Genomic DNA, 24,188 nt, shown 5'->3' on the forward strand with positions numbered 1-24,188 from the left:
CAGATTATTAACCACCGATAGGGTCGCAAGGAGTACCATGTCACACGAACGCCGTATGCGCATATTGCAGGCAATCGTTGAAGACTACGTGCGCACAGGCGAACCCATAGGTTCAAAGACGCTGGCACAGCGCCACCATCTTCAAGTATCCAGTGCCACGATACGCAATGATATGGCAGCTTTAGAAGAACAGGGACTTTTGAGCGCACCGCACGCCAGCGCTGGGCGTATTCCTACAGAACAGGGATACAGGTTCTTCGTCGATGCTCTAGCCGCGCCGCGTGCTCTCTCTGCAACCCAAGTTTCGGCGTTACGGCAAATTCTTGAAAGCGCACACAGCGTAGAAGACATGATTGAAGCCGCCACCCGAACACTTGCCCATCTCACGCATCAGGTGGCGCTTATCCAGTACCCAACACGTAACGCTGGAACTCTCTTGCATCTTGAGTTCGTACCCCTAGATTCACGCACGCTCTTAGCATTGCTTATCAGTGATCTTGGCACAATCCACCGGGTTACCGTGATACTGCCAGAGACTACAGCCTTAGCGCATGATGAAACTGTGTCAGCTCTTGCAGCGATTAAAGAGAACCTGCTTAAAATGCTTCAGGGTTTACCTTTCGAAAACATAAGTGCATTGCTGCCAGAAGCGCATCATCCAGCGTTGCGAGGCCGCTCTCCGGAGCTCGCCGAAGCTATCGTGGATCATCTGCGAGCACAGCCTTATTTTGAACGAGATATTCGCTTCGCGATCTCTGGTACCTCAAACCTAGCACGAAGTCACGACGACTTCTCGGCGAGCATAGCTCCCATTTTGGATGCGCTCGAGGAACAGGTTACGCTGCTTCGCGTGCTGTCTCACGCATCGGTTCAAGAAGCCGGGTACAGTGTAAGGATCGGTCACGAGAATACGGAGCAAGCGCTTCAAGGAGCTTCTATTGTCACTGGTGAATACGATTCACCCGTTGTAGTTTCATACGGCAAACAACATTTACCAGACAATGAAGGCGCCTTGGGGAAGCATACGGCAAAACTTGGCGTGGTGGGTCCAGTCCGCATGGATTACCGTGGTAACATTGCGGCGGTGAACGCGGTAGCTCGCTATCTAGGTCATGTCTTAGGCACACGAGCATCATGACATCAAGCGGGTAACTCCTCAGAGCCCAACAAATTTACAGATTTTATATTGACACCATACCCGGAGCACTCCGGTACGAAAAGGATAGAAGAAACACGTGAGCGATCACTACTCAACTCTTGGAGTCTCAAAGGACGCAAGCCCCGAAGAGATTAAAAAAGCGTACCGTAAAAAGGCGCGTCAACTGCACCCCGATGTTAACCCATCCGAAGAGGCAGCCGAGGAGTTCAAACGTGTAACCCTCGCCTATGAAGTACTCTCAGATAACGAGAAACGCCGTAATTACGACGCTACCGGCGACGAACAGGGTCGTGCAGGATTCCCCGGAGGCGCAGGAGGATTTGGCGGCTTCGGCTCAGGAAGTTTCGGGTTCCAAGATCTTTTCGATATGTTTACCGGAGGCGGTGGACAAAGCGGTCCCGCGTCCCGCGTACGCCAGGGACAAGACGCACTTATCAACGTCTCAATATCCCTCAAAGACGCAGTTTTTGGCGTCGAAAAGACTGTAGAGCTTAACACGGCCGTCACTTGTAAATCCTGTGAAGGTGAAGGAACAGCTCCCGGAACCCACCCCGAAACCTGTGAGACCTGTCATGGCCAGGGATTCATGCAGCGCCGTGTTCAATCCATCCTAGGAACCGTCATGCAGCAGGTAGAGTGCCCCAGCTGTCAGGGATATGGCACCGTCATCAAACACCGCTGCCCAGAATGCCACGGACAGGGCCGTGTGGGCGAAAAACTCCCGCTGACCTTCACCGTTCCCGCCGGTGTTAATGACGGAGCCCGCATACGTCTGCGAGGTAAAGGCGAAGCTGGACTCAATGGTGGTCCCAATGGCGATCTTTATATTGATCTCAACGTTAAGCGCGATAAATACTTTGTTCGCGATGGTGATAATCTCACTACAACGGTGAATATTCCTATGGTCGCAGCCGTTTTAGGAACCACCGTACCCTTAGAAACCTTCGATGGGGTTCAAGAGATCACCATCCCTGAAGGCGCACAAAGCGGCGACATCGTAACTTTGAACGGCTTAGGTGTTACCCGCCTTCACTCCGATAAACGCGGAGACCTACAGGTACGTATTCAGGTCACAACACCGACCAATGTAAACTCCGAACAACGTGAGTTGCTCCAAAAATTCGCTGAACTTCGTGGAGAAGACTTGCACGAAGGCACCCACGTCAAACAAAAACATGGTCTTTTTTCGCGACTCAAAGACCAATTTAAATAGACAACATTCTTTGTATCCGAAGTGTTCTGAAAATCCTAGTACGGTAAGATGAAACACTTCGGATACAGCTTTATCAAGGATCTTATGAGCGCCCCCATTTTCTACATTACCGCCAAAGAGCTAGCCAGCTGCACGGCAGGGAGTACATTTACTCTAACTGGCCCGGAAGCGCATCACGCCAAGGTGAAACGCTTAGCTATAGGGGAGAACCTTGACCTTGCAGACGGCCAAGGGCATCGTATCCACGGTATTGTTTCAGCGATTTCCTCTAAAGGACTTGAAGTTACAGTCCAAAACCTAGATAAGGACGATAACAGCCTCTCAGTTTCCCTTGTGCAGGCACTCGCCAAAGATAACCGAGACATATTGGCAATTGAGACCGGCACCGAACTTGGAATTCGGAGCGTTATCCCGTGGAGTGCCGATCGCTCTATCGTGCGGTGGAAAGGGGAACGCGCTACTAAAGCTCACCAAAAGTGGCAAAATACTGTCTCTGCCGCCGCTAAGCAATCGCGTCGAGCGCTCATTCCTACCGTGGAAGAGCTGTATTCTTCGCAGGAACTCGCAGAACACATACGCGAGCTCACGGATCAGGGAGCGTATGTCTACATTCTGCATGAACAGGCCACTGAACCCTTAAGCGAATATCTGCGAAAGATTGGGTACAGCCCTGATAATCCCACCAGAATTTATATTCTTGTAGGACCTGAAGGAGGCATCACCGAGCGGGAAATCGAACTTTTCACGCGGGCGGGTGCGCACAAGGCACTGTTAGGAACTGAAATTCTGCGAGCCTCCACCGCTGGTGCCGCAGCACTGTGCACTATCAACGTAGTGTTGGGACGCTGGTAAGTAACGTTACACTTATTTAAGAACCAACAAGCCAAGGAGCTTACTTTTGACGACTACCTCACGACCCCTCTCAACGGCACGTACCGTATCTTTCAAAAGCGCCGCAGAGATGATAGCGGTTCTTGGCCCTCAAGACGCGCATCTCACTATTGTTGAGGACTATTTTGACAATATTTCAATTCGTCCCAAGGATCTTGATCTTCTTATTTCCGGTCCGTCCGTGTCTGTTACCACGGTTGCGAAGCTTCTCAATGAACTTCGTGTACTCGCTAGTCACGGTACACAGATTACAGTACAAGTTATCCATCGTCTGATGGGTATGCTCGGTGATGAACTTTCAAATCCGGCACATACGCTCTCAGCGAGTATTCTTTCAACACGCGGTACGACGATTCGCCCGAAGACGGTAAACCAGAAAAAATATGTGGATGCTATTGACGCAAATACTGTTGTCTTCGGCATTGGTCCCGCTGGTACCGGTAAAACATATTTAGCTATGGCAAAAGCAGTGCAAGCCCTACAAAGCCGCGAGGTTAACCGAATTGTCTTAACTCGCCCCGCAGTAGAAGCAGGCGAGCGTCTAGGCTTTTTACCGGGAACTCTCAACGATAAGATTGACCCTTACTTGCGTCCTCTCTATGATGCTCTACACGACATGCTTGAACCGGAGGCTATCCCTAAGCTTATGGAGGCAGGAACAATTGAGGTTGCCCCCCTCGCATATATGCGCGGGCGTACATTGAATGACGCTTTCGTCATCCTTGATGAAGCACAGAACACGACGGCTGAACAGATGAAGATGTTCCTGACTCGTTTAGGTTTTGGCTCCAAGATGGTAATCACCGGCGATATTACACAGGTTGATTTGCCGGGTGGCCAAGCTTCGGGGCTTAAACAGGTGCGTAATATTTTGACCGGGGTTGATGACATTGTTTTTAGCACCCTGGATTCCTCTGATGTTGTGCGCCATAGTCTAGTGTCTAACATTGTCTCCGCGTACGATCAGTGGGGCGAAGATCAAAAGGCTATGGAACGTAAACGTAATCGTAAAGTTAAGCGCGCCACGATTGAAGCTGCGGCTGAGAAACTTTTGGATCGAGCCGGAATTAACGGTGGTGAGTCTGGGGAGAACCAGTCACAGCAGAAGGGTGGACAACGCTAGTGGCTGTACTTGATTTTCATGTTGAGGACCCTAATGAGAAGCCTGGTAACGTCACGACTCAGCTTATTCATGATGCTTTTGCGTCAGTAGATACCGAAGTTCTCAGCAATCTGGTGGATTACATCTTCGCGAAGCTTTTCATAAGCAAAGATACTTATCTCTCTATCGCCGTTGTTGGGGAGAAGCAGATGGAGAAGATTCATCTGGAATGGATGGACTTACCTGGGGCAACCGATGTCATGAGCTTTCCAATGGATGAGCTTGTTCCCGGCACTGAAGATGAGCTTGCCCAGGGTATGCTGGGCGATATTGTGCTCTGCCCGCCCGTTGCGGCTCGTCAGGGTGCTGACGCCGGGCATTCCACGCTTGATGAGCTATGTCTGCTGACAACGCATGGGATTCTCCATTGTTTGGGGTATGATCATGGGACTGCACAGGAAGAAGCTGAAATGTTTGGGCTTCAACGCTCTTTGCTTGAAGGCTTCTTGGGACGTGCTGCCCCCGTCGAGACCCGACATTAGGGGTATTTATGGCCGGGCTATTACTCTTTATCCTTGCTCTAATCGCAACGGTTTTAGCGTTTACAATCACTGTTGCGGAAACCGCCTTTGTCTATTTACCGCGCACTGAGGCAGAGGAAGTCGCGCAAGAACACCCACATAGTGTTTTTGCGCGGGTTTTGACCGAAGCAAGTACCGGAAATGACGAGCGGTATACGCATCCCTTGCGGCTGGCGCGGGTTCTTACGACCGGGGTGGCTACTCTTGCCTTTATGGTCGCTATCCTTAGCATAGTCGAGCATCACTGGCTGGCTGGGCTTATTACTCTGGCATGTGTCGCGTTAGTGGGATATCCGCTGCTTACGGTGTTGGCCCGGGCTTTAGGCCGAAACCGCGCGGTTGTGATGTTAAAAGGTCTTGCTGCTCCTGTGCATTTCACCGCGATTACTCTCGGGTGGTTGTCGTCTTTTCTTGATGCACTTGTACATAAGGCAGCACCACAGCGTGTTTTAGATGGTCCTGCCGGTGTTTTTGCCGAAGATGAGCTTCGCGAGTTCCTGGATCGTGCCTCTGATGCTGAGACTATTGAAGATGATGAGGCACAGATTGTTCAGTCGGTTTTCGAGCTTGATGATACGCGCATCCGCTCTATTATGGTGCCGCGCACAGATATGTTGACTGTTGAGGCTAATGAGAGTATTGAGAACGCGCTTAGCCTTTTTCTGCGTTCGGGATATTCGCGTATGCCGGTGATTGGAGAATCAAACGACGATGTGCTTGGCATCCTATATCTCAAGGACTGCATGCAGGCTCATCTTGCCTATAGCCGCGGTGATGCTCCAGAGCCTAGCATTATCTCTCTTATGCGTGAGGCGCGTTTTGAGCCTGAATCGAAAAAAGTTATGGATCTTTTGCGACAAATGCAACGGGAATCAACGCACGTTGCCGTCGTTGTTGATGAGTATGGCGGTACCGCCGGTATGGTCACGCTTGAGGACCTTATCGAAGAGCTCGTTGGCGATATTTCGGACGAATATGACAACGAGAAACCTGAGTATTCCCTTCAGGAAGATGGAAGCTTCAAAGTTTCGGCGCGCCTAAGCATTGAAGATCTTGGAGAAATTTTTGGGATTGACCTTGACGATGAAGATGTAGATACCGTAGGTGGTTTGTTAGCGAAGCACCTAGGAAAAGTACCTATCGTGGGGTCTGAAGTCACGGTTGAGGGTATTACCATTCGTGCCATTGGTAGCAGCGGGCGGCGCCATCAAGTTGATATGTTACGAGTGTACCGTCAAGAATCGCAGCCTCACTTAGGAGAAGAATCAAACTCACCGGAGGGCACAGGCTTCAATACGCCGCTAGATTCATCTTCTTCTCAGCAAACATTCAACTAATTTTTATACGCTTAGCATTTCATCAGAAACGAGGAATCATGGATATCGAACGTGGCGGCTCTGCTCAGCCTGCTTTCCCTGAGCATTATCGTGCAGGGTTTGTATCTTTAGTGGGGCGTCCCAACGCTGGAAAATCGACCCTTACGAATGCTTTGGTAGGGCAGAAGGTGGCGATTACATCAAGTCGCCCCCAAACAACACGCCACACGATTCGCGGTATTGTGCATCGAGACGATTATCAGCTGATCCTTGTTGATACTCCAGGTATTCACCGCCCTCGTACCCTTTTGGGGGAGCGACTTAATGATCTTGTTGCGGGCACTCTTTCTCAAGTGGATGTCCTGGGGTTTTGCATCCCGGCAAACGAGAAAATTGGTCCCGGTGACCGTTATATTGCTTCTCAGTTGGTGGCTTCAAGTAATAAACCTGTCGTGGCAATAGTCACAAAATCTGATACTGTCGGTAACGATCAGCTTTCTGAACAGCTTATAGCGGTGCAGGCTCTTGGCGAAGAGGTAATGAGCGCAGAACGCGCCGATCGAGCCCGCCGGGCTACGCATCGTGAGAATCGTGTATCGCGTAGCAAGAAAGACAATAAAAATATACCTTTTGCCAAAGGTTCAGGTCCCGCAGCTCAACGACGAACTGGTAAAAATTATGAGCCCACAGTCCATGACGGTCAGGGTGGTTGGGCTGATATTATCCCGGTTTCAGCGGTACAGCACTTTCAAGTCGATGCCGTTGCTGACGTTTTAGCAAGTTACATGCCGGTTTCACCTCCACTCTATCCTGAGGGTGAACTTACAGACGAACCTGAAGCTACCATGATCGCAGAATTTGTGCGTGAGGCCGCCTTAGAAGGCGCGCGTGAAGAACTGCCTCATTCTATTGCCGTTACCGTTGAGGAAATGAACTTTCGAGAAGGCCGTTCAAAAGATAACCCCTTGCTGGATGTACATGTTAACCTGTTTGTGGAACGCGAATCGCAAAAGTACATTATTATCGGCAAGGGTGGTTCTCATCTTCGGAAGATTGGTACACAAGCGCGTGAGCAGATTGAGGCTATGCTAGGCACTCGTGTATACCTCAATATTCATGTCAAGGTAGCTAAAGAGTGGCAATCTGATCCCCGAGCGCTGAATCGTCTAGGTTTTTAAGCGGTCCTGATACATAGAAAGAGAGTTGGTATGCCTCAGGCACCTTCTATGAAGAGTAGTGGTCGCCATATGCGCCACGGCATCATGAAGTCGGCGCGTAACAAGTGGATTGCGCTCTTGAGCGTCTGCATGTTGGTTGTCCTCATGGGCTTCGGCGGAGCTATTCTGCTACGTCTGCGCGCAAACTTGCATACTGAGCCGCTGAATATTAGTGACTTTACGGGTGCAGTTGAGAATGGTGCACTCGACATTCTGATTATCGGATCGGATACCCGTAAAGGTAATAATGGCGCCTACGGGAACGATGATGACCGCAACTCAGAAGCTCGTTCCGATGTGATGATGCTCCTGCAGATCAGCGCAGATCGTAAGAACGTAAATGTGCTGTCCTTTCCTCGTGACTTGGTGGTTTCGATCCCAAAATGCACCGACCCCAAGACTAATAAAGCCTATGAAGCTGAGGATGATATACAAATCAATGAATCATTGGCACGCGGCGGTCCGGGATGTACGGCAGCTACTATCAGCAAACTCACGGGCGTACACATTGACCACTTCATGCTGGTAGATTTCAATGCTGTTAAAGAACTCTCTCGCGTAGTAGGCGGCGTCGAAGTCTGTGTAGATAACCCCGTCAACGACGAGTACAGCGGATTGAATCTACCCGCTGGCAACTCGAAGGTCGAGGGAGAGCAGGCGCTTGCATTCCTACGTTCACGCCACGGCTTTGGTGATGGCTCTGATATTGGTCGTATTCAAGCTCAACAGGGGTTCTTGTCAGCTCTGCTTCGTAAGGTCAAGGCAGAGGGAACACTCGATAATCCAAATAAACTTTTGAATATTGCGGAGGCTATCACCCAGAACGTCACGGTTGATGATGATCTGGGCAATCCCAACGAGATTGCCGGTATCGGTGCGACCATTGGCGGCATCGACCTGTCCGAGGTGGTTTTTGCAACTATCCCAACCGAGCCGTGGAACCAAGATCCCAACCGCCTGCAGCTTACCTCTGAGGCGCAGTCGGTGTTCCAGCGCCTTCGTGATGATAAGTCGTTGAAGGTTGAAGAAGCTAAGCAAGGCGATAATGCACCTGCACAGCTTGATAAGTCGATACCTATCACCGTGTATAACGCTACGGGCATTGACGGTCGTGCTGCAGCCCTTGCTCGTATCATCGGTAATCTTGGATACACAAGTGTAACCCCGGCAAGTACTGCCGAATCTGTTTCTACCACCACAATTTCTTATGGCGAGGGTTACGAAGCTGAGGCGCGCGAAATTGCTGCAAAGATGAATATCACGCGGGTAGAGCCGAACGCTCAGGTTACCGGCGTAACGCTTACCATCGGCACCGATTTCCCCAGTGGTGATGCGATGGAGAAACAAGATTCGCAGATCGCGGGTGGAGCTGCCGGTCAGACTGCTGATCAGGCCACCTGCCAGCATGCATTTGCTTACTAATGTAGTAAGGCTTTGACGCCTACCTTACGGGGGGTGCAGCCTAAGGTTTTAAACCTTAGGCTGCACCCCCCGCTTCTGCTTCAGCAGGTACGTCTTGGAAAATTTCTATTCCATATGATGGACGAGAGGAGTGTTGGGAAATAGCTCCTCTTCTGTCTCGTGGTAGCGTTGAGGTATGAAGACTCTCGGCGACTGTGCAGTTTCGCATCTGCTTCTCCTTATTCGCCGGAACGGGGCTTAGTTATTTCCGCACCCGTTCCGGGTATTTTGTGCGGCGCATTTTCGCGATTTATCACACCCGTTTATGAGCCTAATTTCAAGGCACGATTCTCAAGGAATTTAGTATGCAAAACTTCCAGCAGCCTTCGTCCATGCCAGTACATAAGTATCGTCCTTTTCACGAGCAGATTAAAGTTGATCTGCCGGATCGTACTTGGCCTTCACATGTAGCTACTCAAGCACCACGTTGGTGTGCAGTTGATTTGCGTGACGGCAACCAAGCATTGGTCGATCCCATGGACACAAAACGCAAACTGGCGATGTTCGATTTACTCGTTCGTATGGGGTACAAAGAAATTGAGGTTGGTTTTCCCTCAGCTTCACAAACTGATTTTGATTTTGTGCGCACTCTGGTAGAAGACGGACATATTCCGGAAGATGTCACCATTCAGGTTTTGGTACAGGCGCGAGAGCATCTGATTGCTCGCACCTTTGAAGCCATCGAAGGCGCTCCTCAAGCCATTGTTCATTTTTATAATTCAACTTCTGTGCTGCAGCGCCGCGTAGTATTCCGTCAAGATGAAGACGGTATCTTGGATATTGCTCTGCAGGGTGCACGCCTGTGTAAGAAATACGAAGAGCAAATGATTACGGATACCAAGGTTCTGTATGAGTACTCGCCGGAATCTTTTACGGGGACCGAGCTTGAGTATGCGGCGCGCGTATGTAATGCCGTCGCAGATGAGCTTGAGGTCGGCGTCAATGGTCGCGAGCTCATCGTAAACCTGCCTGCTACCGTTGAGATGGCAACGCCTAATGTTTACGCAGACTCTGTGGAATGGATGAACCGTCATCTCAATCACCGTGACCACATCGTTTTGTCCCTACACCCCCATAACGACCGTGGTACGGGTGTTGCCGCCGCCGAATTAGGATATTTGGCGGGTGCTGACCGCATTGAGGGGTGTCTTTTCGGCAATGGGGAGCGCACCGGTAACGTCGACCTGGTTACTCTGGGCTTGAATCTCTATACCCAGGGGATCGATCCTCAGATTGATTTCTCTAATATTGATGAAATCCGCAAAACCGTTGAATATTGTAACCAGATGCCGGTTCATGAGCGTTCCCCCTATGGCGGCGATCTGGTGTTTACCGCTTTCTCTGGCTCGCATCAAGACGCTATCAAGAAGGGTTTTGAAGCTCTTGAAACTAGTGCGGCCGAGCAGGGTAAGACTGTGGACGAGGTTTTCTGGGAAGTTCCGTACCTTCCTATCGATCCACGAGATTTGGGACGCACCTATGAAGCCATTATCCGCGTGAATTCGCAGTCTGGTAAGGGCGGTGTTGCATATCTGCTGAAGAAGGATTACGGCCTGGATTTACCCAAGCGTGCCCAGGTTGAGTTCTCACAGATTGTGCAGGCTCGCACTGATGCCGACGGCGGCGAGATGACCTCACAAAATCTGTGGAATATTTTCACGGATGAATACTTGCCTGCTCCTGATGATCAGCCTCGTTGGGGTAAGTATCGTATTGAGTCGATCAATATTGAGTCTGCTGACACGGGCTCGACATCCCTTCGCGTAGGGCTGAATATTGATGGTCATCTCTTTACCCGTACCGGTACAGGAACTGGTCCCGTGGATGCGCTTCAGAGTATTCTTCGTGACGAAGGCGTAGATCTGCGTGTGCTCGATTATTCCGAACACACCATGTCCTCCAGTTCAACCGCAAACGCTGCCTGCTATATTGAGGTTGCTATTGATGCGCGTGTGCTTTGGGGCATCGGGGTGGATGACTCGACCACTCGTGCAGCGCTGAAGGCTATGGTTTCAGCTGTGAACCGTGCGTTGCGTGATGAAGCACATTCATCATCCATATAAAGGTAAATCCTGCCTGTAAACACGGGGTTCTAGCGGTACATGTGCTGCTAGAACCCTGCTGTTTATTAGGGAACGCGTGAGGACGACGGTTCACAAACCCAGACATGCGTTATCAGGTACGGTATTCTTGATTATCGTGGAGTATATTCAAGCAATTATTCTAGGTTTCGTACAGGGCCTTACCGAGTTCCTTCCGATCTCGTCGTCTGCCCATTTGCGCATTGTCGGTCAACTGTTGCCCGAAAATGTTGATCCTGGTGCCGCTTTTACCGCTATTACCCAGTTGGGGACTGAGACGGCGGTCCTAGTCTTTTTCTGGCGTGATATTGTGCGTATTATTCGTGCCTGGTTCGGTTCGCTCACCGGTAAAGTCAAGCGAGATGATCCTGATGCACGTATGGGATGGCTCATTATTATTGGTTCAATCCCCATTGGTGTTCTGGGTTTCCTCTTGGAAGACTACATCGACACCTCGTTCAGGTCTTTGTGGATTGTCGGGGCGCTTCTGATCGTTTTTGCTGTCTTCCTTGCGGTAGCCGATCGTTTCGGTAAGGAACAACGAGAGCTTAAAGACCTCAATATGCATCATGGTTTAGTCTATGGTTTGGCACAATCCTTAGCTCTTATCCCAGGTGTTTCTCGCTCGGGCGGCACCATTATGGCTGGCTTGTTCATGGGATACACTCGTGAGGCTGCAGCCCGCTACTCATTCCTGCTGGCGATGCCTGCTGTGTATATGTCTGGGCTTTATAAGGCCAGTAAAGTGGTTATCGGTCAAGAACACCTAGAGTATTACGGTTTGCTCTCCACGCTCATCGCAACTGTGATTGCTTTTGTTGTTGGTTATTTGATCATCGGTTGGTTCCTCAAGTACGTATCGACTCGGTCATACAGTATTTTCGTGTGGTACCGCATTATTCTGGGCACGCTAATTTTCGTAGGCCTGGGTACAGGCTTTATTACGTCGTAGTACGCTTTGAGCGTTCACCATGTTATGCCCGTCCGCTAGGTTGAGCTGGGCGGGTATGCTTGTAGGTAGATTTTTGGTCGTTGAAAGGAAGCCCTATGCGAGCTTGGGATACGCCCACAGTTCCGTCTCTGCCGGGGTCGGCACCACTACCGCAGATCTTTGATACTTCGACGGGCACTGTGGTTCAGCTTCAAGAGCCCCAACACGCAGGGTTGTATGTCTGCGGGATAACCCCGTACGATGCAACGCATATGGGCCATGCTTCAACCTATGTTGCTTTTGATGTGCTCAATCGTGCCTGGCGTGATGCCGGGGTAACTGTCACTTATGTACAAAATGTGACTGATGTGGACGACCCACTATTAGAGCGTGCCACTGCTACTGGCGTTGATTGGCAAGAACTTGCCGAAGAGCAGACTGAACTTTTCAGGACCGATATGGAGGCGCTTCATGTGCTTCCGCCTGATCATTATGTGGGCGTCGTTGAATCCATTCAATGGCTTTTCCCGGTGATTGAGGATCTTGTTGAACGTTCCCTGGCGTATCGTGTGGCGGGGTATGTCGATGAAAAGGGTGTGCAGCACCCCGGCGGTGATATCTATCTTGATCTAAAGGCGGTACAGGCACTTCCACAGAATGAGGACGGATATTCCTGGACTCCTGGCGAAGTCAGCCACATGAGCCGCGATGAGATGCTCGATATTTTCTCTGAACGTGGGGGAGACCCTGAGCGTTCGGGCAAGCGTGACCCTTTAGACCCGCTTTTGTGGCGTATTAAGCGTGAAGGTGAGCCTTCGTGGGATGCAGGCTCTCTAGGGGAGGGACGTCCCGGCTGGCATATTGAATGCACGATGATTGCTCGTAAATTTATAGATGGTCCGCTGACGGTTCAAGCAGGTGGTTCCGATCTAAAATTCCCGCACCATGATTTGGGCGCCGGACATTCATGGGCCGTCTCGAACCGCCCACATGCTTTGCACTATGCGCACACTGGGATGGTGGGACTTGATGGTCATAAGATGAGTAAATCCCGCGGTAACCTTGTGCTGGTTTCTAAACTTCGTGCAGCGGGTGTTGACCCCAATACGATTCGACTCGCTATTATGGATCACCACTACCGTGAAGATTGGTTCTGGACTGATGAGGATCTTAAGAAGGCTCAGGCTCGCCTAGATCTTTACCGTCAGGCGGTTGAAAGCGCTAACGGTACTGATTCATCTGCGGCTGAACAGGCGCTAGAGAAGGTACGGGAGTATCTGGCGGATGATCTGAAAACATCAGGTGCGCTCATGGCACTTGACGCTTGGGCTATTTCGGCTCTTGAGCAGGTGCGCGATGGTAACGCTGAGCCTTGTGGCGGCGGAGAACTTATTCGAGACACGCTCTCAGCACGCCTAGGAGTTGTGCTCTAAAACAGGTTCTACTATGAACGACTGGTTCCCGTACTAAGCTTTGAGTCTTGATATGGGAACCTTTGTTTATCCATAGAACCGGTAGAATAGAAATAAACTACGTGACAAGGAGACACACAGCATATGACCACTCCCACCGGTGCCATTAACCGCCGTGGTTCATTCCGCCCCGGCGAGCGCGTGCAATTAACCGACGAGCGTGGTCGCATCACCACCATCACTCTGCAGCAAGGTGGGGAGTACCATTCACATCGAGGGTTCCTCAAACACGATGAACTCATCGGTGCGCCTGAAGGAACTGTTATTGAGAACACTCACGGTTTTCTTTATCAGGCGCTGCGCCCCCTGTACAAAGATTTTGTGTTGTCTATGCCGCGTGGTGCTGCCGTGGTGTACCCCAAAGATGCCGCTCAGATTATTGTGAAGGCCGATATTTTTCCGGGGGCTCGTGTTGTCGAAGCCGGTGTTGGGTCCGGTGCTCTTTCTATCGCTTTGTTGCGAGCTGTAGGCGATGATGGCTATGTGCATTCTTTTGAACGTCGCGAAGAATTCGCTGAGGTCGCGCGTGCAAATATTGAGACTATGTTCGGGGGAGCGCATCCCGCGTGGAAGCTGAGCATTGGCGATCTCCAAGAGAGACTTCCCGAAGTTGAGCAGCCCGGCAGTGTCGATCGTGTGGTACTTGATATGCTTGCGCCTTGGGAATGTTTGGATGCTGTTGCGCAGGCTCTTGCACCGGGTGGGGTGTTAATTTGTTATGTGGCAACGGTAACCCAAATGTCTCGGCTGGTGGAAGGGCTGCGTGCGGATGGTCGTTTTACAGAGCCTGAGTGCGATGAAACTATGGTACGCGGCTGGCATGTTGAGGGGTTAGCGGTTCGTCCAGATCACCGGATGGTTGCGCATACAGCTTTTCTGATCGTAGCCCGGCGCCTTGCTGATGGGGCTGTTCGTCTTTCTCCGAAGCGTCGGGCTTCTAAAAACGACTTCACCGATGATGATATGAATGCCTGGATTCCGATGAATGTGGGGGAGCGAGAGGTTACTGATAAGAAGGTGCGCCGTGCCCTACGGGACGCTAAAAATCTTGCGGAGCATGCAGTGCATGCCCATCGGGTGGCTGTAGCTGAATCTCAGGAAGAAACTTCTATACCCAATGGTTTAGACAAACCCGAGTAGGCTTGACCAATATTTCTGGCCCGCAGCGGTGGGCAAAAACACCGTCCATGACAAGTTTGCTGATGAGAGGAAAAGGATTTGACGCCTGAACATATAAATCCGTCTCGGGAATCGTCTTCAGATCCCAAGTCGTCGGCTCGTCAGCCAAGCCCCGCGCCGCATTATTCTGCAGCTCAGAGCCAGAATCCGATTCCTTCTTCTCGCGCTGTAAGCCCCCAAGAGTATGAGGCTTTACTGAGGCGTGTAAGTGCTGCTGAGTCGACTCGCACTAATATGACCCGGCAGTTACGAGCCGCTTCTGAGAAAAATCGTAAATTGGTTGAGGCACTTACTCACTTCAAATATGAGATTGAGCGGCTACGGGCTTCACTAGCGCAAGAGATCATGCCCCCGTTGAATTCAGGAATTATTCTTGCGGTCAGTACGGGACAGCGTATGACCTATGCGCAGGCTGCTGACGATAAGAGCCCTGCTGAAACCGAAGACTACCTTGATGTCCAAGTCGGAGGACGTTTTATGCGTATTCCGCTCTCCCCGCTTTTGGATCGTAAAAACTTAGCACCGGGTATGACGGTGCTTCTAAACGAGCAGTCCGAAGCTGTTCTATCCCTCGGATATGAATCCTATGGGGACGTTGTGACGATTCGTGAGGTTCTGAGCCCCCAGAAAGTGCTCATCGATACTGCGTCTGGTGCTCAGCAAGTTGCCCGTGTCTCAGGGGAGCTTGATGTCGATTCCCTGCGCACAGGTGATGCAGTTACCCTAGATAGCCGCATCCGGATGGTTACCGGGATAGTTCCGGCAAGCCGCTCTCAAGAACTCGTCCTCGAAGAAATTCCGGATATTTCTTACGAAGATATTGGTGGCCTCGGAGCGCAAATTGAGCAGATTCGTGATGCCGTTGAGCTGCCTTATCTGCACCCAGAGATTTTCGAGCGTTACCATTTGGCACCGCCCAAAGGTATATTGCTCTACGGACCGCCCGGAAACGGTAAGACCATGATTGCCAAAGCTGTGGCAAACTCACTAGCGGCGCGTGCTGCCGCGTTAAACCCAGGTACAAATACTCGCGGTTATTTCCTTAATATCAAAGGCCCAGAGCTCCTCGACAAATTCGTGGGAGAGACCGAACGGCAGATCCGTGATATTTTCGTGGCGGCGCGGGAAAAAGCCCAAGCTGGTCACCCAGTCGTTGTGTTCTTCGACGAAATGGAGTCACTATTCCGTACCCGTGGCACGGGGCGTTCTTCAGATATAGAAACCACCATCGTTCCACAGCTTCTTGCTGAAATCGACGGCGTTGAATCCTTACAGAACGTTATCGTCATCGGCGCCACAAACCGTGAAGACCTCATTGACGCTGCAGTTATGCGCCCAGGGCGCCTCGACCTGAAAATCCGTATTAACCGTCCAGATGCCTCTGGAGCTACCGAGATTTTCGGGCTATATCTCACGGACGATCTGCCTCTAGATCCCCACGAAGTCGCCAAGCACGGTTCGGCAGAGGCGACGCTAGCAGCCATGATCTCTGCCGCCGTCGCGCAGCTTTATGCTCGTACTTCCGCTAACGCCTATGTAGCAGCAACTTTGGACCAGGGTATTAACACAGCAGATAATCCCCGCCTGCACGAAGAGACCCTATATCGCGGTGACTTTGTCTCTGGCGCCGTTATCCGCAACATTGTGGATCGCGCTAAAAAGTACGCCATCAAGGAATATCTCAGCCACGCAAGTTCACCGCTCACTGGTACTAGTCCTGAAATCCTGTCAGAAGGTATTACCACACGGCATCTTCTCGAAGCGGTTCGCGCAGAATTTGAAGATCAAGTTGAGCTGCCGCCGCTACCCGATGTTGAAGATGCGCTCACCATACGCGGAGTACGAGGAAGGCTTCTTTCCATCATGCCGCCACATACCGCCACTACACCTTAATCGTTCCAAGAAAGTAACCTCATGTTCCAGCCCGTCTACGGTATTCACCGCATCATGGGAGCAGAAACCGAATACGGTGTCATATCCCCGGATGCCCTCGGCGCAAACCCCACGATACTCTCCGCTATCGTGGTCAATACGTACGAAAAACTGGAAGCGAAGCGCACAGAATCTCTGCGCCGGACCATCGAGAATAACGCGCAAGAAGCACAGCGCACGCGCTGGTCTACAGAATCCGAGTCTCCGCTCACTGACGCCTTCGGACACACCGTCAAAGAACAAGAGGCATACTCCTCACAACTCACACACACCCGTCGAGAACTCACAAGCGAAGACATAGCGCTTGAAGCCCTACGAGAAGCAGGAATTGACGGATCCCAAGAACTTATCCACGGACGAGGAGGCTATCCGGAACGCCTCGACTGGGACCGAGTCACCATGAACGCCATGCTCGCCAACGGCGCCCGACTCTACGTCGACCATGCCCATCCCGAATACTCATCTCCCGAAGTACTCACTCCGCTCCAAGCAGTACTCTACGACGCTGCAGGTGACAAAATAGCCTACGATTCCATCACAGAAGTAGCGCAGCATAGCAACGACAACCTACCCGCCATCAAGCTCTACAAAAACAATACCGATTCCAAGGGACAATCCTACGGTGCACACGAAAACTACCTCATCAGCCGCAATATCCCTTTCGAAGACGTTGCTAGCACGCTCCTAACCTTCTTTGCAACACGCATCATCTATACCGGAGCAGGCCGAGTAGGCATAGGCGTCAACGGCGAAATTCCAGGGTTCCAAATCAGCTCCCGAGCCGACTTCTTTGAACGCCCTGTCGGGCTCGAAACAACTATTCGACGGCCCATCGTTAACACCCGCGATGAACCCCACGCCAACTCCGAACGCTACCGTCGCCTGCACGTCATCCCTGCAGACGCCAATCTTTCCCACTATTCAAACCTCCTTAAATTCGGCACAGCCACTCTAGTACTAAACCTCATAGAATCCGGACGCGCCCCAAACCTACACCTCGCCGACCCAGTAACAGCGTTACACACCACCAGCCACGACCTATCACTCAGTGCTCAGCTCCCGCTCACAGAAGATTCTGACAGCACCACCAAATTCGCCACAGCTCTAGAAATTCAACGCGCATACCTCAACGCCTGCAAAAGCCACGAACAAGAGAACCCCACCGGAGCCGACAACGACACCCAACAAATACTCGCCCTCTGGGAAGAAACACTCGATGCCCTAGAAACAAATCCTCTCGCACTTGCAGATCGTCTCGACTGGGTCGCTAAATATGCGCTCGTCAGCAGCTATGTGGCCAAAGGTGTTCCCTATACCGATGCAAAGCTCAAAGCCCTTGACATACACTATGCAGATATAGATCCTACACGGGGTCTTTACCACCGCCTCGTAGCGCGTGGTCGGATGTGCACCCTCTTCACACCTCAAGACATTGAAGACGCCGCCCACACCCCACCATCAGACACCCGTGCTTATCTCCGAGGAACCCTCATGAGCCGATGGCCCGATGAAATCATTGGTATCAACTGGGATACCGTATCTTGCCGAGGGCGTTACTCCCACGAACTTACCCGACTCGTCATGCCTGAGCCCACACGCTACACTCAATCTGAAGTAGACCCGCTCTTACCACGAGTTACCCACTCCGACGAACTGCTTCAACTCCTCCAACAGAACACGACACCCCATAAAGACCTTTAGGAGAAAACATGTCACGTGAACGCATCCACGCTTCAAAGCCCCAGTACCACGAAGAACTCACTGAACAGGAGGAATCCCTCACCCAACAAGACACGACCGTTGTACATGACGTAAGCGAAGTCGACGATATCCTCGACGAAATCGACGGGCTGCTCGCCGAAAACGCCGAAGAATTCGTCACCGGATTCGTCCAAAAGGGCGGTCAGTAACTCAAAGACTTACTCAAAGCACTTTCGTCCCCTTACTAGAAACACACCATGGAACAACGCATATTTGGCATAGAAAGCGAATTCGGACTTAGCTACGTACCCCAGGGGCTAGGACGGCTCAGCGTCGAAGAAACAGCTGCAGCGCTCTTCAAGCCCGTCCTTGATGAATGGCGCTCTACTAACGTTTTCCTGCCCAACGGTGGACGGCTCTACCTCGATGTAGGTTCACACCCTGAATATGCCACCGCCGAATGCGCCACCATCGACGAACTCCTCGCCCAAGAACGCGCGGGCGAGCTCCTCTTCGCTCAACTAGCGCAACAAGCCCAAGAGCAATTGAGCACACACCACGATCGTCCTCTCAACGGCACGATCTACCTTTTCAAAAACAATGTAGACTCCGCCGGCAATTCATACGGCAGCCACGAAAACTACCTCATTAGCCGCAAACTCGAATTTCCCACCCTCGTTAAACAACTCGTACCATTCCTCGTCACCCGCCAAATCCTTGTAGGCGCAGGGAAAACCCACCCCAACGGAGGGCCCCTACAAGGTTCAACAGATCCACAAGCCACTACAGGCATACCTTCATACTCGTTCTCACAGCGAGCAGACCATATCTGGGAAGCAGCAAGCACCTCAACCTCCCGCACACGACCCCTCATTAACACCCGCGATGAACCCCACGCCGATGCCTCACGATACCGCCGTATGCATGTCATCAACGGCGACTCCAATATGGCGGAACCCACGGTACTGCTCAAAATAATCAGCACCGACCTTGTGCTACGCATGCTCGAAGACCGATTTCCTGTTACCAGCTTAGAACTCGCATCGGTTCCGCAAGCTCTACGCACCATCAGCCACGACCTCACCGGAACCGCAGCTTTTGAAACCACAGACGGACAACGCTACACAGCTCTAAGCGTTCAAAAACACTACCTCGACGCCGCCCGCCAATACATCACGCAATACGGGGCCCACCACCATCGCGTCGATTACGCACTAGACCTCTGGCAGCGCACCCTCGACGCCATCGAAACCGGTGACTACAGCAGTATTGACACCGAAATCGACTGGGCTATCAAAAAGAAACTCCTAGACGCATACATCGCCCGTAGCAACACGGCTGGAGCGCCGACAGACTATGCGAGCGCTCGCATCCAACAGCTTGATCTTGCTTACCATGATATTGACCCCCACCGCGGGGTTTACCATGCTCTAGTCCGGCGTGGAGCCATCACAACTATCCTCCCGTCTGATGCCGCACGGAACGCGATGCAAGAACCTCCGGCAACCCGCGCACGCCTACGTTCACAGTTTGTGGAGGCGGCTAAAAATGCGGGGGAGCAGTCTACTGTAGATTGGGTACACCTTAAACTCAATGCATACCCACAGCACACCCTAGTATTTAAAGATCCCTTTCAAACAGAGAGCTCCGAACTCACAAAGGTTCTTGAGATGCTTCGCCATAAGAACCCTCCTCAGTCTGTTCCGCCTTTGGTGTAATGTTCCACAATATGGTTCTACAACTAGCTTTTTATTCTAGGGTTTGATACTTTACGTATGTTTTATGTTCTTATTGATTTGCTCTACACCGTTGTATTTGTCGGGTTTTCGCCCGTTTAATATTAAGTTATAGAGCATCACATAATTTCGGTGTATCTTAAACGTTTAACTCCGAAATAAAGAAAACCTAGGGAAGGAACCTTTGTGTCGAAAAAAGCCTTGGCTGCTTCAGTACTCACTCTTTCGATGTTGCTAAGCGCTTGCGGCGCTGGTGACTCGGGTCAAAACGAATCTTCGCCGTCCGCTTCTACTAGTGAAAACACTGTGAGTAGCTCAGAAGCACTTGACAAAGTACAGGTAGATCTTAGGGGCGGAACTCAGGTTCCCGCTGTATCTTTTTCTACACCTTTTTCTACAGATCGGGAGGTTGCCAGGGTACTGGATGAAGGTACAGGTGACTCCCTTCAGGATAGCGATACTGTTCTCGTCAATGCTTCAATTTTTAATGGTGAAAATGGTTCGTTGGTAGGCAGTTCTTATAACGAAAATGAGCAATCTATACCCATTCAAGTTGGTCGATTAAAAACGATAGAACCCACTATTTACGAAGTTATGAAGAAGATGAAGGTTGGTGGTTCTTTTGTATATAGTACGAACGTGTCCCACGAGCAGCAGCAACAGCAGTCTGCTTCCTCAGTACGACCAACTGTCGAAGCTGGTTCACCAACCAATCTTGAGGTTTATACCGTAGCTCGGAAGCTTCCCACAGAAAAGGATCTTCCTAAATATGCTCAGGGTACTGAGCAAGCTCCCAATCCGAAGCTTCCTGCCTTCTCTCTGAATGAGACTACGGGTAAGGCAGAGCTGAAGTTCGCAGATGATAGGGGAGAGGCTCCGCATGAGCTTGTTGCTCAAGATTTGATTACTGGTACCGGTGCCGAAGTCAATGAGAACGATGCAGTATATGTGCGTTATATTGGCGCTCAGTGGTCTGATGGTAAGGTCTTTGATGGGAACTACGATAAACAGGTCGCAAATTTCCAGCTTAACGGAGTTATTAAGGGTTGGAAACAGGGCTTAAAGGGTAAGAAAGTAGGTTCTCGAGTTGAGCTTGTTGTTCCTGCTGAACTTGCCTATGGGGAAGAGGGACAGAATGGTGGACCCAAGGGAACCCTAGTATTTGTTGTCGATATTTTAGCGACTGTTCCCATGAGCCCAGCCCACGCTTCAGCGCAGCCTTCTCAGCAGGCTAAGGAGTCTTCTTCAGCTTCCCCCACAGCTATCCCGTCTAGCTTGGCGCCTACGGCTGATCCCACCAAACAGTAAATTCTATTCGAGCTCTGCCGATAAGCGCTGTACCCATCTTCGGTAGGGCACTTGAGAGTAAAGGAAACATATTATGTCTTTTGGCCAGCGTAAGCTTGATCGAGAAAAGCCGGAAATTGATTTTCCCGAGGGCGACGCCCCGACCGAACTTGTTATCCAAGATCTTATCGAAGGTAAGGGGGCTGAGGTTGTTCCCGGTTCTCGTGTCTTGGCACACTATGTAGGTGTTGCTTTTTCCACTGGTGAGGAATTCGATGCTTCATGGAACCGCGGCGAGCCGCTTCCGTTCCAGGTTGGCGTGGGGCAGGTTATCCGCGGTTGGGATGAAGGGCTGTTAGGCATGAAGGTTGGCGGTCGGCGTCGCCTCGAAATTCCTGCAAGCATGGCCTACGGTGACCGCGGCGCAGGATCGGTCATTAAACCTGGTGAATCCCTGATCTTTGTAGTGGATTTGGTAGACGTTAGCTAGAAAATCTAAAACTTCGGGGCTGCTGCCGTAATTTACGGGTACGAATACAGCAGCCCCTGAGTTGTTTAAGGTTTTATATATCCCCGTATGATGGTTATATGGTAACAAAAGCGCGAGATGTTTCGTCTAGTTCATCGTTGATCAGGATTTATCATCGGCTATGCAATAGCTCGCGGCGCGGTATTTCTCGCGCAGAGTTTTTAGAAGTATACGGTTTAGACGAATACACCATCTTTGGCTCGGGGAATAAACGAAAAGCTGAGACCATCGCTAAAAAGTTTGAGCGTGCAAAGGACTGTTTGCGTGATGCTGGTATCACGTTTAAGCATGTTGAACGTGATGGCAAAAGCTACTATGTGTACACTCCGGTCCCTAATCCGCTTCTTGATTGGGAACTTAAGCTAGAGGACGCACAATTTCTCATGAGCCTGTGCCGTGCCTGGGAAGGTACCGAGCTTGAAAGCTCTGCACATCGTATGATGCGTAAGATCATTCTTAGCGTTCCCACGCTATCAGCTTCTACACGTTTAGAGGAGCTAGAGGAACCGCTCCAGCGTATACGTCTGAGTGATGATTCCCATCTAGAAGAGATTTTTAGTGCCTTTAGCGAGCATAAAACCATTGACATGGACTATGGGGACCTCAATACTCGCCATAGCGAGAATCTGTCCGTGTGGGGGATAGGGTACCGTTACGGCAATTGGTATTTTGCGGCGCACTATCCCTCTCGCGAGGGTTCTGAGGCTCCGAAGGAAGAACCGAATCGTGCGTATATTCACCGTTTTGAGCGCATTCAGAGTATGCGCATCAACGGTAGTCAACAGCAGCAAGAGAATTTTGTTCGGCCTGGTGAAACATTTGATTTTCAAACCATGCTTTCTGAAAACCTTCAGGGCTATGCCCGTACTGTGCCCGCCTTATCTTTAGATTCACATGAGCAGCTGCTTCTTGACTCATATGGTGTTCGAGAAACTGCGGTGAAAGCCACCGCACGCGGATTGAAAATAACGGTCCCAAAATCGTCCGCAGATTTTTCGAGCAAAGACCTTCAACGGGCCCAGGAGGCATATCGAGCTCAGCACAACCTGGTGGAACGTTTGCTTTCTACCCATCAGCGCAGGGCTGATTTGCCCGAAGCATGGCGTAAGAATTCTCGCCGCAAACGTGACGATGATACAGACCGTTTGATTGACATGCTCTTGGTACTACATCGTCTAAGCCAAGATGATGCGGCTTGGTTTGAAGGGGGCGCTCCTTTTAAACCTGCAGCTTCACTTCTGCAAGTGGATAACGGCAAACCTAAAAGTAACCTTGTCAGTGATTTTACCAATGTCTGCGAGGATTACGGAGCTGCAGAGTTGGATCTTGCAGTCCCTATAGTCTTTCCGCTTCGTCAGGGTCGTGAACTATATGCCGAGCTAACCTATTCATGTGACGATCCGATTTATCAGGGCGTTCCTCTGTCAGCTTTAGAGCGTGCCATGCTTTTCTTTTCAGTGTCGGCTGCTGAGGTTCTCTACCCAGACGATGCACGCGTTTCCAAAATTCGTGAGCTGCTGTTGGTGAGCTACCCAAAGGATGCTGAGCGCTTGCGCGGAAGCCTAATTTTCGCTCCTGAACACCATCTTATTCCTTTAATACATCGGGCAGTCTCTCAGAAACGAACCCTTATTTTTGACTATGCAGGGGTGCAGCGCACCGTTGATACTTGCTCACTGATCTTTGAAAATAATCGTTTTTATCTGCATGGGCTGTGGCGTGAAGCTGCCGATTCTAATGCCTGGCGAAATTTTGCTCTTGACCGTATTAGAAATGCGCGGCTTGGCGGTAAAAGCCATCAGGCCGTCGCCGCTAAGATTCCCAACACCCCGCATCTTTGGTCTCGGCAGCAACAGACAAATACAGAACACCCTTATGTTCGAGTCAAAATCCACGTTGAAAGTCTCAGAACAGAGCGGCGAGAGAATACTATCCGTACTTTGAAACGGCGGAGTACTCACGTTTCACGATCCCAGCCTTCTAAACCTGAAACGCCCTTGATTTACCATGAGCTGCACTACTATCCTGGTGAAAGCGAGGCAGGCCTTGAGCAAATATTGCATTTCGTTGTAGCGTATGGAGGTGCTCTAGAGATTCTTGAGCCAGAACCTGTACGGTCTCTACTTATAGATCGTCTGATGTCGCTTCTAGCGTAGATATCTGCGAAAGACACGCCCAGACATCTATAAGTAGAATAACAACCTTGTATAATAATTCCTATGCCGTGGTGGTTTTGGGTATTACTATGGGGCACCTTAACGATAGGTTCTCTAGCGTTTTTAGCGTGGTTCGTATATCGTGCACTCACAAGGGGCTTCATGCTACTCGATCTTGTAGCAACATGGATGGAATCCGTCGAAACTCGTTTCGATGAAGCGCAAGCGAATACCCGCCGAAAAT

19 protein-coding genes are annotated in these 24,188 nt (G+C 50.8%); all 19 read left to right on the plus strand.

Annotation, left to right across the window (positions count from 1 at the left end; all coding sequences use genetic code 11):
• The first annotated feature begins 37 nt into the window (after positions 1 to 37).
• The 19 genes from hrcA (at position 38) to HMPREF2554_RS06625 (ending at position 23,944) form a co-directional block, all read left to right on the plus strand.
• Entirely contained in the window at positions 38 to 1,138 is a 1,101-nt protein-coding gene (gene hrcA / locus HMPREF2554_RS06535) for a heat-inducible transcriptional repressor HrcA (RefSeq protein ID WP_013399093.1), read from the plus strand.
• A 97-nt stretch (positions 1,139 to 1,235) separates the two neighbouring features.
• Positions 1,236 to 2,372, plus strand: coding sequence for a molecular chaperone DnaJ (gene dnaJ / locus HMPREF2554_RS06540; protein ID WP_004004697.1), 1,137 nt, complete (start codon positions 1,236 to 1,238; stop codon positions 2,370 to 2,372).
• 84 nt (positions 2,373 to 2,456) lie between these two features.
• Positions 2,457 to 3,224 carry a 16S rRNA (uracil(1498)-N(3))-methyltransferase gene (locus HMPREF2554_RS06545; RefSeq protein ID WP_004004696.1) on the plus strand — a complete coding sequence of 256 codons (768 nt, stop codon included), beginning with the start codon at positions 2,457 to 2,459 and terminating at the stop codon, positions 3,222 to 3,224.
• Between the two features lie 46 nt (positions 3,225 to 3,270).
• On the plus strand, positions 3,271 to 4,386 hold the full coding sequence (locus tag HMPREF2554_RS06550; protein WP_004004695.1) for a PhoH family protein: 1,116 nt from the start codon (positions 3,271 to 3,273) through the stop codon (positions 4,384 to 4,386).
• On the plus strand, positions 4,386 to 4,907 hold the full coding sequence (gene ybeY, locus HMPREF2554_RS06555; protein WP_013399091.1) for an rRNA maturation RNase YbeY: 522 nt from the start codon (positions 4,386 to 4,388) through the stop codon (positions 4,905 to 4,907). Before HMPREF2554_RS06550 ends, ybeY begins: the two co-directional genes overlap by 1 nt.
• 8 nt (positions 4,908 to 4,915) lie before the next feature.
• Positions 4,916 to 6,283, plus strand: a complete 1,368-nt coding sequence (locus tag HMPREF2554_RS06560) for a hemolysin family protein (RefSeq protein ID WP_013399090.1) — start codon at positions 4,916 to 4,918, stop codon at positions 6,281 to 6,283.
• A gap of 38 nt (positions 6,284 to 6,321) precedes the next feature.
• Positions 6,322 to 7,440: a GTPase Era gene (locus HMPREF2554_RS06565; protein ID WP_004004692.1), complete on the plus strand. Its 1,119-nt coding sequence runs from the start codon at positions 6,322 to 6,324 to the stop codon at positions 7,438 to 7,440.
• 30 nt (positions 7,441 to 7,470) lie between these two features.
• Positions 7,471 to 8,901 (plus strand): LCP family protein, encoded by a 1,431-nt coding sequence (locus tag HMPREF2554_RS06570; protein WP_013399089.1) that lies wholly within the window; start codon positions 7,471 to 7,473, stop codon positions 8,899 to 8,901.
• A 344-nt stretch (positions 8,902 to 9,245) separates the two neighbouring features.
• Positions 9,246 to 11,003, plus strand: a complete 1,758-nt coding sequence (gene leuA, locus HMPREF2554_RS06575; protein ID WP_013399088.1) for a 2-isopropylmalate synthase — start codon at positions 9,246 to 9,248, stop codon at positions 11,001 to 11,003.
• Between the two features lie 136 nt (positions 11,004 to 11,139).
• Positions 11,140 to 11,973: an undecaprenyl-diphosphate phosphatase gene (locus HMPREF2554_RS06580; RefSeq protein WP_172461378.1), complete on the plus strand. Its 834-nt coding sequence runs from the start codon at positions 11,140 to 11,142 to the stop codon at positions 11,971 to 11,973.
• 95 nt (positions 11,974 to 12,068) lie between these two features.
• Positions 12,069 to 13,385 carry a cysteine--1-D-myo-inosityl 2-amino-2-deoxy-alpha-D-glucopyranoside ligase gene (gene mshC, locus HMPREF2554_RS06585; RefSeq protein WP_013399086.1) on the plus strand — a complete coding sequence of 439 codons (1,317 nt, stop codon included), beginning with the start codon at positions 12,069 to 12,071 and terminating at the stop codon, positions 13,383 to 13,385.
• Positions 13,386 to 13,508: 123 nt separating this feature from the next.
• A complete protein-coding gene (locus tag HMPREF2554_RS06590; protein ID WP_013399085.1) occupies positions 13,509 to 14,564 on the plus strand; it encodes a tRNA (adenine-N1)-methyltransferase in 1,056 nt (351 codons plus the stop codon).
• Between the two features lie 273 nt (positions 14,565 to 14,837).
• Positions 14,838 to 16,496 (plus strand): proteasome ATPase, encoded by a 1,659-nt coding sequence (arc, locus tag HMPREF2554_RS06595; RefSeq protein ID WP_013399084.1) that lies wholly within the window; start codon positions 14,838 to 14,840, stop codon positions 16,494 to 16,496.
• Positions 16,497 to 16,517: 21 nt separating this feature from the next.
• Entirely contained in the window at positions 16,518 to 18,236 is a 1,719-nt protein-coding gene (dop, locus tag HMPREF2554_RS06600; protein WP_013399083.1) for a depupylase/deamidase Dop, read from the plus strand.
• An 8-nt stretch (positions 18,237 to 18,244) separates the two neighbouring features.
• Positions 18,245 to 18,445 carry a ubiquitin-like protein Pup gene (locus tag HMPREF2554_RS06605; RefSeq protein WP_013399082.1) on the plus strand — a complete coding sequence of 67 codons (201 nt, stop codon included), beginning with the start codon at positions 18,245 to 18,247 and terminating at the stop codon, positions 18,443 to 18,445.
• A gap of 48 nt (positions 18,446 to 18,493) precedes the next feature.
• Complete coding sequence (pafA, locus tag HMPREF2554_RS06610; RefSeq protein WP_013399081.1) at positions 18,494 to 19,954, plus strand: Pup--protein ligase; 1,461 nt, start codon at positions 18,494 to 18,496, stop codon at positions 19,952 to 19,954.
• A 324-nt stretch (positions 19,955 to 20,278) separates the two neighbouring features.
• Complete coding sequence (locus tag HMPREF2554_RS06615; RefSeq protein ID WP_115333647.1) at positions 20,279 to 21,280, plus strand: FKBP-type peptidyl-prolyl cis-trans isomerase; 1,002 nt, start codon at positions 20,279 to 20,281, stop codon at positions 21,278 to 21,280.
• 73 nt (positions 21,281 to 21,353) lie between these two features.
• A complete protein-coding gene (locus tag HMPREF2554_RS06620) occupies positions 21,354 to 21,749 on the plus strand; it encodes an FKBP-type peptidyl-prolyl cis-trans isomerase (protein ID WP_013399079.1) in 396 nt (131 codons plus the stop codon).
• 98 nt (positions 21,750 to 21,847) lie between these two features.
• Positions 21,848 to 23,944 (plus strand): helix-turn-helix transcriptional regulator, encoded by a 2,097-nt coding sequence (locus tag HMPREF2554_RS06625; protein ID WP_013399078.1) that lies wholly within the window; start codon positions 21,848 to 21,850, stop codon positions 23,942 to 23,944.
• Positions 23,945 to 24,188: the final 244 nt, after the last annotated feature.

The sequence above is a fragment of the Rothia sp. HMSC071F11 genome, assembly GCF_001809115.1.
GTDB classification, from domain to species: Bacteria; Actinomycetota; Actinomycetes; order Actinomycetales; family Micrococcaceae; genus Rothia; species Rothia dentocariosa.

Excerpts from the sequence above, each read along its gene's own strand:
- hrcA (WP_013399093.1), top strand. The coding sequence starts at position 38 with ATGTCACACGAACGCCGTATGCGCATATTGCAGGCAATCGTTGAAGAC.
- HMPREF2554_RS06545 (WP_004004696.1), top strand. The coding sequence starts at position 2,457 with ATGAGCGCCCCCATTTTCTACATTACCGCCAAAGAGCTAGCCAGCTGC.
- HMPREF2554_RS06560 (WP_013399090.1), top strand. The coding sequence starts at position 4,916 with ATGGCCGGGCTATTACTCTTTATCCTTGCTCTAATCGCAACGGTTTTA.
- HMPREF2554_RS06565 (WP_004004692.1), top strand. The coding sequence starts at position 6,322 with ATGGATATCGAACGTGGCGGCTCTGCTCAGCCTGCTTTCCCTGAGCAT.
- HMPREF2554_RS06570 (WP_013399089.1), top strand. The coding sequence starts at position 7,471 with ATGCCTCAGGCACCTTCTATGAAGAGTAGTGGTCGCCATATGCGCCAC.
- leuA (WP_013399088.1), top strand. The coding sequence starts at position 9,246 with ATGCAAAACTTCCAGCAGCCTTCGTCCATGCCAGTACATAAGTATCGT.
- mshC (WP_013399086.1), top strand. The coding sequence starts at position 12,069 with ATGCGAGCTTGGGATACGCCCACAGTTCCGTCTCTGCCGGGGTCGGCA.
- HMPREF2554_RS06590 (WP_013399085.1), top strand. The coding sequence starts at position 13,509 with ATGACCACTCCCACCGGTGCCATTAACCGCCGTGGTTCATTCCGCCCC.
- arc (WP_013399084.1), top strand. The coding sequence starts at position 14,838 with ATGACCCGGCAGTTACGAGCCGCTTCTGAGAAAAATCGTAAATTGGTT.
- dop (WP_013399083.1), top strand. The coding sequence starts at position 16,518 with ATGTTCCAGCCCGTCTACGGTATTCACCGCATCATGGGAGCAGAAACC.
- HMPREF2554_RS06605 (WP_013399082.1), top strand. The coding sequence starts at position 18,245 with ATGTCACGTGAACGCATCCACGCTTCAAAGCCCCAGTACCACGAAGAA.
- pafA (WP_013399081.1), top strand. The coding sequence starts at position 18,494 with ATGGAACAACGCATATTTGGCATAGAAAGCGAATTCGGACTTAGCTAC.
- HMPREF2554_RS06620 (WP_013399079.1), top strand. The coding sequence starts at position 21,354 with ATGTCTTTTGGCCAGCGTAAGCTTGATCGAGAAAAGCCGGAAATTGAT.
- HMPREF2554_RS06625 (WP_013399078.1), top strand. The coding sequence starts at position 21,848 with ATGGTAACAAAAGCGCGAGATGTTTCGTCTAGTTCATCGTTGATCAGG.